The sequence below is a fragment of the Streptomyces sp. NPDC085596 genome, from assembly GCF_044541565.1.
Classification (GTDB): Bacteria; Actinomycetota; Actinomycetes; order Streptomycetales; family Streptomycetaceae; genus Streptomyces.
This window is the reverse complement of the sequence record NZ_JBITTC010000012.1, coordinates 76,159-89,071: the sequence shown is the minus strand read 5'-3', so window position 1 is coordinate 89,071 and position 12,913 is coordinate 76,159. Positions and strand designations below refer to the sequence as shown.

Annotated in this window: 20 protein-coding genes; 8 read left to right on the top strand and 12 right to left on the bottom strand. The window is 68.2% G+C overall.

From position 1 onward, the window contains the following. Positions 1-9: 9 nt before the first annotated feature. The 10 genes from ACIGA3_RS28635 to ACIGA3_RS28590 all read right to left on the bottom strand — a co-directional run bounded on the left by ACIGA3_RS28635 (position 10) and on the right by ACIGA3_RS28590 (position 8,428). A complete protein-coding gene (locus tag ACIGA3_RS28635) occupies positions 10-471 on the bottom strand; it encodes a hypothetical protein (protein WP_399721152.1) in 462 nt (153 codons plus the stop codon). A gap of 201 nt (positions 472-672) precedes the next feature. Continuing rightward, positions 673-2,859: a hypothetical protein gene (locus tag ACIGA3_RS28630; RefSeq protein ID WP_399721150.1), complete on the bottom strand. Its 2,187-nt coding sequence runs from the start codon at positions 2,857-2,859 to the stop codon at positions 673-675. Between the two features lie 23 nt (positions 2,860-2,882). After that, positions 2,883-4,763: a hypothetical protein gene (locus ACIGA3_RS28625; protein WP_399721149.1), complete on the bottom strand. Its 1,881-nt coding sequence runs from the start codon at positions 4,761-4,763 to the stop codon at positions 2,883-2,885. 297 nt (positions 4,764-5,060) lie between these two features. After that, on the bottom strand, positions 5,061-6,533 hold the full coding sequence (locus ACIGA3_RS28620) for a DUF2637 domain-containing protein (protein ID WP_399721147.1): 1,473 nt from the start codon (positions 6,531-6,533) through the stop codon (positions 5,061-5,063). 48 nt (positions 6,534-6,581) lie between these two features. Then, complete coding sequence (locus ACIGA3_RS28615) at positions 6,582-6,773, bottom strand: hypothetical protein (protein ID WP_399721146.1); 192 nt, start codon at positions 6,771-6,773, stop codon at positions 6,582-6,584. A 15-nt stretch (positions 6,774-6,788) separates the two neighbouring features. Then, positions 6,789-7,220: an ATPase gene (locus ACIGA3_RS28610; RefSeq protein WP_399721144.1), complete on the bottom strand. Its 432-nt coding sequence runs from the start codon at positions 7,218-7,220 to the stop codon at positions 6,789-6,791. A 76-nt stretch (positions 7,221-7,296) separates the two neighbouring features. After that, a complete protein-coding gene (locus tag ACIGA3_RS28605; RefSeq protein ID WP_399721143.1) occupies positions 7,297-7,539 on the bottom strand; it encodes a hypothetical protein in 243 nt (80 codons plus the stop codon). A gap of 105 nt (positions 7,540-7,644) precedes the next feature. Further along, positions 7,645-7,854 (bottom strand): hypothetical protein, encoded by a 210-nt coding sequence (locus ACIGA3_RS28600; RefSeq protein ID WP_399721141.1) that lies wholly within the window; start codon positions 7,852-7,854, stop codon positions 7,645-7,647. A gap of 122 nt (positions 7,855-7,976) precedes the next feature. Next, entirely contained in the window at positions 7,977-8,246 is a 270-nt protein-coding gene (locus tag ACIGA3_RS28595; RefSeq protein ID WP_399721139.1) for a hypothetical protein, read from the bottom strand. Beyond that, positions 8,243-8,428: a hypothetical protein gene (locus ACIGA3_RS28590; protein WP_399721138.1), complete on the bottom strand. Its 186-nt coding sequence runs from the start codon at positions 8,426-8,428 to the stop codon at positions 8,243-8,245. The genes ACIGA3_RS28595 and ACIGA3_RS28590 overlap by 4 nt, the downstream gene beginning before the upstream one ends. A gap of 138 nt (positions 8,429-8,566) precedes the next feature. On the opposite strand from ACIGA3_RS28590, the gene ACIGA3_RS28585 reads away from it, so the two are divergent. From ACIGA3_RS28585 to ACIGA3_RS28550, 8 genes are all read left to right on the top strand, one after another. Beyond that, the gene (locus ACIGA3_RS28585; RefSeq protein WP_399721136.1) at positions 8,567-8,869 is read left to right on the top strand and encodes a hypothetical protein; all 303 of its coding nucleotides are present in this window, start codon (positions 8,567-8,569) and stop codon (positions 8,867-8,869) included. A 7-nt stretch (positions 8,870-8,876) separates the two neighbouring features. Next, entirely contained in the window at positions 8,877-9,152 is a 276-nt protein-coding gene (locus ACIGA3_RS28580) for a hypothetical protein (protein ID WP_399721135.1), read from the top strand. A gap of 163 nt (positions 9,153-9,315) precedes the next feature. Beyond that, positions 9,316-10,398, top strand: coding sequence for a hypothetical protein (locus tag ACIGA3_RS28575; RefSeq protein WP_399721133.1), 1,083 nt, complete (start codon positions 9,316-9,318; stop codon positions 10,396-10,398). Positions 10,399-10,609: 211 nt separating this feature from the next. Beyond that, complete coding sequence (locus ACIGA3_RS28570) at positions 10,610-11,041, top strand: DUF6221 family protein (protein ID WP_399721132.1); 432 nt, start codon at positions 10,610-10,612, stop codon at positions 11,039-11,041. Continuing rightward, complete coding sequence (locus tag ACIGA3_RS28565; protein WP_399721130.1) at positions 11,038-11,211, top strand: hypothetical protein; 174 nt, start codon at positions 11,038-11,040, stop codon at positions 11,209-11,211. Before ACIGA3_RS28570 ends, ACIGA3_RS28565 begins: the two co-directional genes overlap by 4 nt. Further along, positions 11,211-11,423 (top strand): hypothetical protein, encoded by a 213-nt coding sequence (locus ACIGA3_RS28560; RefSeq protein ID WP_399721129.1) that lies wholly within the window; start codon positions 11,211-11,213, stop codon positions 11,421-11,423. Before ACIGA3_RS28565 ends, ACIGA3_RS28560 begins: the two co-directional genes overlap by 1 nt. A 67-nt stretch (positions 11,424-11,490) precedes the next feature. After that, complete coding sequence (locus ACIGA3_RS28555; protein WP_399721127.1) at positions 11,491-11,721, top strand: hypothetical protein; 231 nt, start codon at positions 11,491-11,493, stop codon at positions 11,719-11,721. A 72-nt stretch (positions 11,722-11,793) separates the two neighbouring features. Continuing rightward, positions 11,794-12,030: a hypothetical protein gene (locus ACIGA3_RS28550; RefSeq protein WP_399721126.1), complete on the top strand. Its 237-nt coding sequence runs from the start codon at positions 11,794-11,796 to the stop codon at positions 12,028-12,030. Positions 12,031-12,463: 433 nt separating this feature from the next. On the opposite strand, the gene ACIGA3_RS28545 is transcribed toward ACIGA3_RS28550, so the two are convergent. Then, a complete protein-coding gene (locus ACIGA3_RS28545; RefSeq protein ID WP_399721124.1) occupies positions 12,464-12,619 on the bottom strand; it encodes a hypothetical protein in 156 nt (51 codons plus the stop codon). Between the two features lie 32 nt (positions 12,620-12,651). Next, positions 12,652-12,906, bottom strand: a complete 255-nt coding sequence (locus ACIGA3_RS28540; RefSeq protein ID WP_399721122.1) for a hypothetical protein — start codon at positions 12,904-12,906, stop codon at positions 12,652-12,654. Between the last annotated feature and the right edge of the window lie 7 nt (positions 12,907-12,913).

Sequence of the window (12,913 nt, the reverse complement as noted above, 5' to 3'; positions counted from 1 at the left end):
CGTTCTCCCTTATCCGTTTCGGGTAGCGTTCCGCACCCATACGCCAGCGGGGCGGTTGTTGATGGTCCGCTGGTCGACGGGCCCCGCGTAGTGGTGGTGATGCTGCTCCGGCAGCACACCGCGTGCACGCCGGGCGAGCCGGCCGAGGGCGAGGACGAGGGCGGTTGGTGCACCGAACACCACGGCGATCACACCAGGGTTGGCGTGGCCGGACGCCCACAGCAGCGCCGTCCCCGACCCACCGGTCACCGCGACGAGGACGCTCGCGGACAGCATCCGCGCCGCATCATCCACGGCCTTCGCACTCATCGGCGCACGCCCCGGCTGCGGCACAGGCGGCGCAGCACCATAAGGCGGCAGCGGAGTCTCGTCCCGATGCGCGATCGGGATCTCGTTCACCGCGGCCACCAGGCGGCGGATCGTCTCGTGGTCGGCGGCGGTCGGCTCGACGGGCTTGTGATCGGACTGCATGGCTCAGCTCTTCTCATCAGGGCACGCAGAGGGGAAAAACAGAAAGCCCCCAGGTGCAACCCGGGGGCTTCCTTGGTGGAGTGGTGGGATCAGTCGTCGTCCGGGTCGTCGACGCTGCCCGACTGCTCTGCGAAGTAGATCGCGGCGAAACGCACAGCAGAGTTCTCACTGAGACCAGCCTTCTTCAGGCCGGCGATCAGCTCACTCATATGGAGCATCGCCTCGTCCATCGGCGTCATCTTCAGGTCCGGGAACTCGTCCGGCTGCATCAGGAACCTCACCGCTGTTGGGAGCCGCGTAGGTTCCATCATCGCCCTTGGTGAGCTTGTCCTGAAGGGCAAGTTTCGAGCACAGGTCTCGGAAGGTTCGGTCGGACTTGTCGTAGCCGGCCTTCACCATCAGCGGGTACACCTCGGACGGCTTGGCGTCCCTGCCGATGGAGGCGAACAGTTCCACGGCGAGCTGGTCGTTGGTCTTGGGGGTGACGCGGGTCTTGGCGAGTTCGATGACCGCGTCCTGAGCCGCTGCCCGCTCCAACTCGTTCGCGTCGAGCATGGTCTCGGTCAGGCGCGGGATGGCCATCGTCGGACCATGTGCGACGAGAGTGTCACCGTCGTCATCCAGGGCGCGGCCGAGGAGAGCGTCGTAGGAGGCCGGGGTCGGCCAGGATCGGTACAGCTCCCACACGGATTCGTGCATGCGGTCGGGGCCGACGTTGCCGTAGGCGTCGCCACGGAGATTGGGGATGCAGCGGGCCCAGCGCTGTCCGTAGGCGAGGCCGGCTGCGCGGGCTGAGACCTCGTCGAGGTCGGGGCGGATGCTGGAGAGTTGGCGGGCGGCGTCCATGAACAGGGTCTGCATGCGCTCGTAGTCGGTGCTGTTTTGGGTGAAGGCTTCGGCCATGGTGGCGTATGCCTTGGCGGGGGCGGGCTGGAAGGGGCCCTTGGTGGCGGACATGTAGACGACGGTTCCAGGGTCGGTGAAGATCGCCATGTCGGGGGCGCCGAAGCCGGGGAACAGCATGTCGAGTTCGGAGGCGTTGTTGGTGCGCAGTCCGATACGGCCGGGGGTGAGTTCGTCCATGGCGGCGGTGATGTAGTCGCGGGTGGCGCGCAGACCGGTGTTGGAGACGCGGACGTTGACGGAGCGGCCTTCTTCGATGATGAAGTCGATGCCTTCGAGGACGTCGTCGGGCATGGACTTGGTCTCGTCGACGCGGATGTGGATGGCGGGGATCTCAGGCCGTGCAGGGAGGTTGTCGATGTCTTCGTCTTCGAGGAGGTCGGCGTACTCCGTTTTGCGGGCGGCGATGATGGCGCGGGCGGCGTGGACCATGAGGCGGCATTCGTCTTCGTTGGTGGCGGGCCAGTCGATGAGGGGCACGCCGATGCCGTAGCGCAGGTAGGGGTTGATGAAGACCGCGCTCATCTTGGCGGAGGTGTCCATGTCCCAGATGAGGGCGTCGATGCAGCGAGCGAGTCCGAGGCCGAGGGTCTTCATCAGGGCGGTCTTGCCGGAGCCCTGGGCGCCGATGGCGATGAAGCCTTCGTCCTTGAGGTTGAGGCCGGCTTCTTGGCCGTTGCCGATGACGCCGAAGCCGACGGGCTTGTTGATGGTGGTAGGGGTGAGCTTGGGGTAGGGGATGGCGCCGGACATCATGTTCTTGCGGGTGATGGCGATGAACACGACGTTGCGGGGGATGTCGGGGCCGCCAGCGGAGAACGCGACGCCACCGCCCTTGGGTAGGTGGAGTGCCCCGGCGAGTTCGGCTTCGTAGCCTCGGAGGGAGTCGATGTTCATGTGTGCCGGGAGGGTGATCTTCACGGTTTCGCCGACGCCGGAGGGCCAGCGGTCGACGATGGGGTCGGCGATGGCGCCTTCGATGCCGCAGATGTCGTAGAGGAGCTTCGCCCATCCCTGCTGCGCTTTGGTGATCTCTTCGCCTTGGGCGAGGCGCCGGTCGAGTTCGGCTTCGGCTTCGCGGGTGGTCTCCCCCCACTTGTCCATGCCGATGTTCACGGCGGCCCCGGCGGCCCATACGGATACGCCGATGGTCATGGTCGTCAAAGTGGGCTGGGTGGCGAGGGCGTAGGACAGCCAGCCGGTGGTGGCGAGCCAGGCAGAAGCGCGGGCGGCCATGACACGCCGCCAGGACCCGCGGGCCTTCTCGTAGAGGACGGCGGTGCCGGTGCAGAGGACGCCGGCGGTGGCACCGGCTTCCCAGGGGATGTCCGCGAGGGGTGCGACGAGGGCGCTGGCGCAGGCGAGTTCGGCACCCCAGGCGGTGAGACGGCCGGGGGTGACGGCATCGCGGCTGAAGTCCCACCGCTTCGGCTTGTCGGACAGGGTTTCGAGACCTGCGGGGATCTCGGTCTTGGTGGTGGCCATGGTATTTATCTCCTTCCTGGGTTTCAGTGCTGGCCGGGGCGGCCGACGACGTCCCACTTGGACTCTGCTCGGGCTCCCTTGCGGGGCTTGGCGTTCAGGCGCAGTTCGCGCTGGTGGGCGCGCTGCGCGGCCTTGATGGATTTGCGGAGTTCGGCCGCGACGTTCTTCACCTTGGCGGCGGTTGCGAGGACGGTGTCGTCGACGGTGGTCTCGGTGGGCCATGTCTTGGCCATGCGCCGGTACAGCCGGGTGACGGCATCGGCTACGACCTCGATGCCGCCGGCTGCTCCGGCTACCTCGGAGAGGCAGTCGACCATGTGGCCGCGGTCGAAGCCCTTCATGAGGGTGACGAGCTTCTTCGTGCTGGCGTCGGAGGTGGGGACGAGCGTGCCGGTGCCGCTGCTGGTGGCGCCGGCCGGGGTGCTGCCCGCGGGCAGGGCGAGGCGCTGCTGGCCGGACGACATGATGGCGGCGCGCAGCTTGGCGGCGTCGAGGGTGCCGGAGGCGTTGCGGATGTTCCAGCGTTCCTCACCGATGCGGGGTTCCATGACGCGGTAGATGTCTTCGCGGTGCGCCTGGACGAACACAACGATGATGGTGTCGGCCATGCGGGAGGCGGTGAGGGCTGCGATGGCGGCGTTGTTGAGGTGCTTGACGACTGAGGGGTGGAGCGGGGCGGTCTTCTGGAGGGCGCTGGCTGCCTCGCGGACGGCCATGGCCAGGTTGCGGCACATGGCGGGAATCCCGGCGAGTTCGTAGACGTGGTCGGCCATGTCGGCGTCAAAGTCGCCGTGTAGACCGTTGGCGAGCTGCTCGGCCATGGCGAGGAGGAGCCGGTAAGCGGTGGAGGCGCGCATGTCGATCTGCCGGGCAACCGCCACGCCCTGCCTGGTTGCGGCGGGCTGTGTGGTGGCTACGGGGTAGGTCACGGGGGTGCTCCTTCGCTGTTCGGTCCCCGCCACGAGGGCGAGTAGTCGGTGTTGCCGGTCGAGCTCGATGTCGACTTTCTTGGTTTCCTCGCGGATGACTTCGACCTTCACGGTGTACGGGTCGCCCAAGGTGCCACGGCGGGCGGCTTCTTCGGCGGCTCGCTTGCCGGCCCTGATGGCTTTACGGCGGGCGTCTTTCTCGCGTTTGGTCCGGACGAGGTCGATGCGCTTGTCGCGCCTGGCGTGGGGGTTGTTCGGAGCCTTGGGGTCCTTCGGCGGCTTGGGGTCGAGTCCGTCGGGTGAGGACGTTGCCGTGTCGTTGCCGCCGCGGTTGTTGCCCGGCTTGTGGTGCTTGGTCTTGCCGGGCTTGTCCTTGTGGCCGCGGCCTCGCCAGCGACGGTCATCGGGGTAGTCGCCGCTGTGGTCGCGGCGAGTCTTGGGCGCCTTGGGGTTCTTCAGGTCGGCACCGTTGCCCTTGCCGCCCTTGTTGTCCATACGGGTCTTATCGTGCTTGCCGAGGTCGCCTTGGCCGTTGTTCTTGCCGCGGTTCTTCAGCTTTTCGGCGAGGCCCTTGCCGCCCTTGGCGAGCTTGTCGGCGACCGGGTCCTTCACCTTCGGTTTGCGGTCCTTGTGGCCGCCGCCGAGGCCGTTCCCCTTGCCACTTCCATGGCCGGGCCCCTTCGGTGTCTTGTGTCTGCCACCACCGGTTCCGTCGGGGATGCGCCGGCCGCCGCCTGCCCCGTTGCTTCGGTCGCCATCGCCACGCCCGCCCGAACCGGAGCGGTAGCGGCCCGCTACATCTTCGGAGCCGGGGCCGGACGGGTTGCCGTTGTTGCTGTTCTCGTCATGCTCGCGGCGACGTGCCCGCCACATCGACGCGGCGACCAGAACGGGTAGGGCGGCGCCGCCAACGATGGCCCCCACGGGGCCGGCGGCGAGGAAGCCGAGGCCGATCGCCGCGGTTTCGCCGCTCACGCTGTGCGAGATCGCGGCGTACCCGTTTCGCAGCGAGTTGCCTGTATTGCCCTGGGACGCGCGGGGGGCGGGGCGGGGCGGGGAAGGGTTCCGAGGCTGCTGAACGACCACCAGGGGCCCCTGTGTGGGGTTTTCAGGCCCGCCCCGCCCCGCCCCGCCGCCCGAGCTGTCACTGGGCGTGGCGGCGTGGGAGAGCGTGGAGTCGGGATTAACGGGGGTGATGGTCTCTGCGCTCACCGCCTGCACTTCCTTTCCGTGGGCTTGGGCCGGCTGATCTCAGTGGTCACGTCCGGCCCCTCAGGCGGTCTTCTCGGACTTCGGGTCCTTGGCTTTGGCGTAGAGACGCTGTGCGGTGACGAGCCGGTCGTAGGCGGTGGTCTGGCTCAACCCGAAGTCGGCGATCACTTCGGAAAGCGGGTATGCCTTCGGGTCGTTCGCTTCGACCAGGCGGGCCAGGACCGCTTCGACTTCGGCCTGCTTCTTCGCGCCGCGGCCACCGAGAGCGGAGACCGAACCCGAAGTGGCGGCGGGCTTCGGGTCCGAACCCGAAGTGGCGTCCGAAGCAGAGGCGGCGCGGGCGGCGATGCGCTGGGCACGCTCGCGGGCCTCGTTCTGGCGGCGCTGCTCGGCGTCGGCAGCCTCCTGCTCACGGATGCGACGTGCGACTTCGTCCTGGATGCGGGCCTGCTCGGCCTGCTGCCGCTGCCGGTTCAGTTCGGCTTCTGCCTCCGCCTGGCGCCGGGCGCGGGCGATCTCGGCGAGCTTCGCTTCGGTTTCGGCTACGAGGAGCCGGGCCGCTTCGGCTTCGGCTACGCGCTTCGCTTCTACTTCGAGTCGGGCGGCTTCGGCAGCTGCTTCGGCTTCGGCCCGGGCCCGTGCTTCGACGGCTTCGGCTTCGGCGACTTCGGCACGCCGCTTCGCTTCGGCTTCCGCCTGGCGGAGTTCGGCCTGGTGCTTCGCTTCGGCTTCGGCTTCGGCCTTCGCTCGGGCTTCGGCTTGCCGCTTCGCTTCGGCGGCGGCCAGCTTCTCCGCCTCGCGCTTGGGGAGGTCGACGGCGTCCTGGATGCTCATGCCGTCCTTGGCGAGAGCCAAGACGAGGCTCTGTTCCGCGGTCGCCTTCCGCCGCCAGCCGTGACGCCCGTGCTGGCGGCGGAGCTGGGCGATGTAGATGCGCCGCTCCCGCTCCAACTGGAGGACGGCGTCCCAGGTGCGGATGCCCCACAGTCGCTGGCGCCGCCACAGCACGAAGGTGCCGAGGGGGTTGAGGAGCCATCGGGCTGCGGGCGGACCTTCGAGGTGCTTGTCCGCGACGATCTCGGCGATGCGGCCGACAGCGTGCCGGGCGGCTTCGACGGCGATGACGAACAGGACAGGGATGACTCCATGCATGCCGGTGCCGACGGGGTCGGGCCAGGACACGACGGCGTTGAACGCGATGGTGGCGGCGGTGAGGCCCCAGGCGGTGTAGCGGAGGAGGGGGAAGGCGATGCGCCGCCAAGTGAGGAGGAGATCGAGGGCGAGGAACGCGATGATGCCGGCGTCTACGGCGATGGGGAAGGCGTGGGCGAACTCGCCGAAGCCCTTGCGGACGGCTAGTCGGGTGACGGCGTTGTAGGAGCCGATGAAGCCGAGGGTGGCGATGGTGAGGACGGCGCCGACGACGATGCCAGTGAGGATTTTCTGGATGCGGGTGAGGGGCTGGAGCGGGTTCCCTGGCGCGGGTGCGAGGGGGCCGCTGGGGCGGTTCGGCTCACCGGCCGGGGTGGTCACTTGGGTTGGTCCTTCCGGGGCGGGACGGTGGTCTGCTGGTTGGCCTCGTCAGTGATGGCGTCGGCGTTTGCGGGTGGGGCGTCGCCAGGCGAGCCAGGCGAGCATCGCGGTGACTTCGAACGGCCAGCCTTGGCCGGTAGCAAGGGCGAGGATGGCGAGGGCGGTGAATGCCCAGCGGGAGAGAGGCGTATGCAGGGTGACGGCGAGGGGTGAGGTGCCTCGTCGGGCGGGCCGCGACATCAGCGTGTCCTCGGGTCAGTGCTGGATGACGGGCTTGTCGATGTCCCGGTGCTCGACCTCCACGCCAACACCGAGGGCGCGGGGGGAGACGGTGATCTCCTCGGCGATGGCGACGGATCGGTGGCGGCCGCCGACGCAGCCGGTGGCGACGGTGACGAGCCGCTGGCGGGCGTCCGCCACGTCGGTGAGCAAGATCTGCACCATGACCGCCGTGTTGGTGATGAGGTGTCGGGCGCCGGGGGTGGTGAGGACGTGCTGGCGGACGGCGGAGTCGAGGCCAGTCAGGTCCCGCATCGCCGGATCGGCGTGGGGGTTGCGGAGGTGGCGGCGGGTGTCGAGGGTGATGTCCGCCTCGGGGGCCGGGCTGTGCCCGTAGCCGAAGCTCGTGATGACGACCTGGGTGTGGTTGACCGGGTAGAGCGGGGAGAGGTCAGGCGGGGTATTCATGGGCGGGTTCCTCTCGGGTTGGGGTGCTGCCGCGCGGGACGGGGGGACGTTGGCCGCGCGGCAGCGGTCTGGGGGGTTAGTGGTTGCGGTTGGGGTGGGTGTGCTGGTCCCAGCCGCCGCCGGGGAAGAAGCCGGGGTGTGCGGAGGCGCGGGCGGTGGCTTCGGCTTGGGCGATGAGGGCGTAGGTGGTGGCGACGGCGGTGAGGTTCTGCACGGTCGGGTTGGCGTCGGCGATGCGGGCGGCGACTTCGATGTACTCGACGGCCTTGGCGTAGGCGTCGGCGCCGGTGATGGTGGTCAGGTCGGTGGGGGTGGCCATGGTGTGCCTTTCGGGGTCAGCGGTGGAGGGTGGTGGCGAGTCCGAGGATGGTGATGGCGCAGCAGAGGAGGAGCAGGCTGCGGGTGAGCCACGGGCGGGGCCGGGTCACGGCGTCTCGGAGAGCGTGGCCGCGTGGGTGCGGATCTCGGAGGCGGTGATCCCCTGCATGTAGGCGGCGGTCGTCCGCTGCTCGTAAAGGTGGCGTTCGCCCCCGGTAAGGGTTCGGCCTTGGTTGGCGCGCTCGCTCTTGAGGGTGTGGGCGATGGCCGCGTCACGGAGGATGGTTTCCCGGTCCGGGGTGAACTGCGGACTCATCGGGTCACCTCCCCCGCCTTCTGCACGGGGAACGGGTTCCGGAAGAGGTGTTCGGCGAGGGCTCGGCCGGCCTTGGCTGTCGCGCGGGTCGTGTGTGCCGGGGGTGTGCCCGGTGGGCTGGGTCATCGGCTGGCCGCCGGGCGGGGCATGGCACGGCAGGTTTCGGCGTGGTCCTGCGCCCAGTCACGGGCGTCCGGGAGCACCTGGTCGACGCGCCGCTCCTGTTCCTCGGGTGTGTCGTCCAGGCGTCCGTTGGTCGGAATGTCGTGGTCGTTGCCGCAGCCGTTACAGGTGGCTACGACGTACCCGCTGTGGCTGGTGTGGGTGATGTCGACGGTGGCACCGCCGACGGTGAGGTAACGGGCGATGACTGACTCGGGCCAGTCGTTCATCGGTTGCCCACCTCGTGGTTGAGGGTGCGGGCCGCGTGCTGGAGGGCGTTGAACTCGGCGGGCGTGAGGGTGGTGGCGTCACGGGCGGCGAGGTCGAGGTAGCGGTCGGCGGCGGCTGTCTGTTGTGCGGCGCGTGCCTCGGGGCTGGGCCCGGGCGTGGGGTTGCCGATACGATCGGCCATGGTCATTCCTCCTGTTAGGGCAGGTGGTATGGCAGGCCCGGCGCGAGGTGCGAACTCGTGCCGGGCCGTTCTGTTGGTGCGAGAACGAGAGTAGCGACTTCCTTGTAAACTTACAAGGGAGTCTGGGAGGATGGAGCCATGCCCAGCCCCACCGGGGAGGACGAGCGCGCCGAAGGAGGCCCAGACTTGGTGACGTTTGGCCAGATGCCTGCACGCCTTGAGGCCGCCGGGCTAACGAAGCTGACCCACCAGCGGTGCAGGCAACTCGCTGAGGAAGACCCGGATTGGCCCATCCCCATGGAGCAAGCCGTCAAGGTCGGACGCATGCGTCTGTTCGACTGGCACGTGCTAGAGCCCTACTTCCGCAACAGACGCCTCCGACAGGGAGAACGCACCGACCTACCGAAGAAGAACGACAACGCAACGAACAGCGAGGAGTAACCCGCACATGCAGATCACGCTGAACCCCGTCTGCTTCGAAGGCGTCAACCAGGCCGCCGTCGAGGAGGGATACGTCGGCATCCCGCACACGATCACTGACGGCCGGCTGAGCCTGGGCGCGGTGGGCCTACTGCTGCGACTCATCAGCCTCAACGGCGAGTTCGACGTCGACGCCGCGAAGCGCGAGGCGCTGGCACGCCAGGAGCAGAACGGCGAGCTGGAGGACGTGGACGAGCTTCTGACGGAGCTGGTCGACGCCGGCTGGATCAGCCTGCCCGCGTAGCTCCAGACACAGAAAGGCCGGGGTGTGTCACCACCCCGGCCCAGATGACCAGCGGGTTGCAGCCCGCAGATCGACAGAACCATCCAAGAGAAAGGCGCTCTGTGCGCATGAGGGTACCCAAGAGGATCGCGCTCGGCCACGCCGCCCTGGCGGTGACCGCCTGATGATCGAGAACATTCGTGGGCGCAGCACGGAAACGAAGTACGGTCGCATCCCCCTGTGGCTGTACGAGAGCAGAGCCGGCCTCCAGGCCATCTCCACCTACGGGTGGCTGCACGGGCGCTACGGCCACTACGAGCGGGTGATGCCCAGCTACGCCACGCTCGCCAAGGAGTTGGGCGTCAGTCGCGGCAGCGTCATCGCTTACGTGAAGGAGCTGACGGCTGTCGGCGCGGTCAGGATCGAGACCTCGGGCGCGGCGGGGCGGCAGACGAACCGGTACGTGATCGCGTTCAACGAGCCGTTCCCGGTGACTGGTCAGAATACTGACCAGGAGGGTGGTCAGAATGCTGACCCGGTGGTCAGCGGAGTGCACCCCCCTGGTCAGCCCGCTGACGGGGGTGGTCAGCCGGTTGTACAGAAAGAAGACGTTTCTACTAAGACGTTTCTAGAAGACAAAGAACTCTCTCTCCCCGCAGCCCTTCCCGCTCCCCGCGTGGCACCTGAGTCAGAGCGCGAGAGAGAGATCCATGTATCCATCGACCTGACCCATGCCGACGAGACCGACGCCACCGCACGGGTAGCCGTCGCGTGGGTTGAGGCGTACAAGCGGATCAGTGGCAGCAGCCCGGCCAGCAAAGCCGTCTCCCGAGTGCAGGCGTCCGCCGCTTCCCGTCTCCGCGCCGATCGGTCTGTCGACGACCTGGTTCTGATCGCGGTGGACATGGCCGAGACGAACCTCTCCTGGACCGACCTCACGGAGCACGAGGCGCACTGGCTGAACAAGCAGCAGCAGGGCGGGCTGGTGGGGACAGACGCGAACGTGGCCGGCTGGCTGGCCCTCGCAGGCGACTCCAAGCCCGTACAGGGCCTCGGGGGGCATCAGCCGTACCGGGACGACCTCTGGCATCGGCTGGAGCAGCAGGCGGCGGCTGGGGAGCGTCCGGACGGTTGGGAGTGGGTTCCGCACTGCGGGCGCCCGGACTGCGACGAGATCACCCGCATGTACGGCCACGGCGACACCCAGACTTACTGCGGCCGCTGTCACCCGAACTTCGTGTTCCTCCCGCAAGGGCTGGGACGATGACCATCAGGAGGAACCACATGGGTGAGCGGTACTGCACGGGCGCCGAGTGTGAGGACTGCGGTCCGGACGATGAGTGCTGCGAGACGGTCTGTGGGGTCTGCCCTCAGGTGAGTGCTGCCGGCGGGTGCACGATGACGCCGGGCGAGATTGACGGCACTCGGAGCTGTCGGCAGCACGAGATGTACGACATGGTGAGGGGCGTGTGAGCCACATGGACGACTTGGTGCAGTGGCTGGGTGCCCAGCTCGATGAGGATGAGCGGATCGCGCACGCAGCGAGCAGCGGTCCGTGGAACGCCTACGCTGGGCCGGAGATGCCCTGGATCAGCAAGGGTGAGCTCATCCACCCGGTGCGGACCTGGGAGCGCATGACGGGGCAGCCGTCGATTATGACTGAGGCGTGGTTCGACTCGCGCTTCATTGCAGAGTGGAATCCGGCTCGGGTGCTGCGGGAGATCGACGCCAAGAGGCGGCTGCTCGACCTGCATGCCCCAGACGTCATGGGGACCCATACCAGTTGCACCGAGTGCGGGCAGGGCTACGAGATGCACGACTGGGGTCCCGCATACCCGTGCACGACGGTACGGCTGCTCGCCATGCCCTACGAGGCGCGGCCCGGCTACCGAGAGGAGTGGCGGCCGTGAAGATCAGCTATCTCTGCTTGAGCGGGTCCACATCAACCGCGTACCTGGATGAAGCCCCAGACGAGGATCAGCTCGACCAGCTGGCCGGGCTGGACAAGTACACCGACGAGCCCGTCACGGTCGCGTGGGACAGCGAGACGAGGCGCTGGCGCGAGGTGAGACAACCCTGATGTTCAAGACCGAGGAGACCCGTCGTATCCGTTTGAAGGGCGGCACCCGCGTCCACGACGTGCCTGTGCCTCATTCGCGGCCGATGGCCACGACGTGCGGGAAGCGGGTGAAGCTGTTCGATGCGCGGGGCCGGATACTGGATCTGCCGCTGTCTGGGATGGACAGCGTCACAGTCACCTGCCCGGCCTGCCTCCGCGCGACGGCCGCCTAGCCGCACCCCGACACCCCCGCCTCGTGTCCTGGTGGGGGTGCTCCCGTGTCCGCCTTAGGATCGGCGTGTGGAGATCCCCGAACCCTTGATCGAACTGGAACGCGCGGCCGAACAGGAACGCGGCAAGCTCGCCGGCCTCGACGGCGACAAGTATGAGGCGCAGCAGCGCGTCTGGCGAGCGGCGGCAGCCCGGTTCCAGGCAGCCGTCACCGAACACGCGAACGCCACCGGGGTGGACCGGTACCGGCTGGAGATGGCCGTGAAGAAAACCGTCCGACACGACGACGGCACGGCATAACCCCCACCCCACCGACACCGTTACCCGACCACAGGGACGGCACCAGCCGGCCCACGGCAACAAGGGGACGACGTGGCGAAGATCCGCGACTACCAGGGCGAGATCAGGGTGTGCGCATCCTGCGGACAGCCCTGCTACCTGGGAGACCTGGAGCCCGGTTACGGGCAAGGCTGGCAGCACTTCCACGAGCAGTGGGACGGCGTGTTCTGCCCATTCTTCCCGCTGGCCGGGACACCGTTGCCGATGGAGTGGGACGGTATGGCGTTGCAGCAGGTGAAGGCGGTGTACCCGGACACGTATCCCATGTGACCGCAGACAACAGTGAAGGCCCCCACCGTGATGTGGTGGGGGCCTTCACTGCACCCGGAGCAGTGCGCAACAGCCGTGGCGTGCAGAGCAGTGACGCCAACGGTTGAGATTCAGAGTAGGAGGGCTGTCAAGAAACGGTTAGCGCAGCTTGCCACGCCCACCACCAGGCGCCGCAGCTGCCCGCCGGCCCCGCGCGGCTCGCCCGATCCTCGGGCGGCGTGGTTCGCCGTCGACCCCGGCAGCGCGGCGGGCCAGCTCACCGAGTTTCTCCTCCGGCAGTCCGGACATGGCGACGGCTTCACGCGTGGCCGCAGCACATTCGGGGTTCGAGCAGTGGGCAGGCGACACCGGGGGCCCGGACTGGGGGGTTTCGGGTGGGAGGTAGATGGTGGCGCATCCGATGCACAGGCGGATCGGTCGCATGGTTCTCCCTTCAGCCCTGGCCGCTGCCGTGGCAGGCGTTGCAGGGGCCGAGGTAGGTGTGCGGGACGTGGATCTGGTTGCCGTCTTTGTCGAGTTCGACGCGGTGCTCAGTCTTCTGGGTCAGCCCGGAGCCGCCGCAGGGGCCGCACTTCTGCTCTTGGGACATACGGCCAGAATGCCCGATCCGGGTGAGCCCTGTCAGGGCCTTGCCCGCTGCCGGTTGTCGACGGCGCGCGTGGATAGGCGGTACTCGCCTGCGGGCGGGTTGGCGGGTCGTCGTAGTCCGGCGAGCGCGTCGGCGAGTGTGCGCTTGAGGTTCTGCGGCGCCACGGAGGGGCGAGCCACGGCGAGTGGTGTGGGCGTCTCATGGTCGCGCTGGCCGCAGGCTTCGTCGACGTGCCGGTCGAACTGGTTGAGGGCGCGTTTCACACTGGGGTAGGGGCGGTGTCCCATCGGGGTC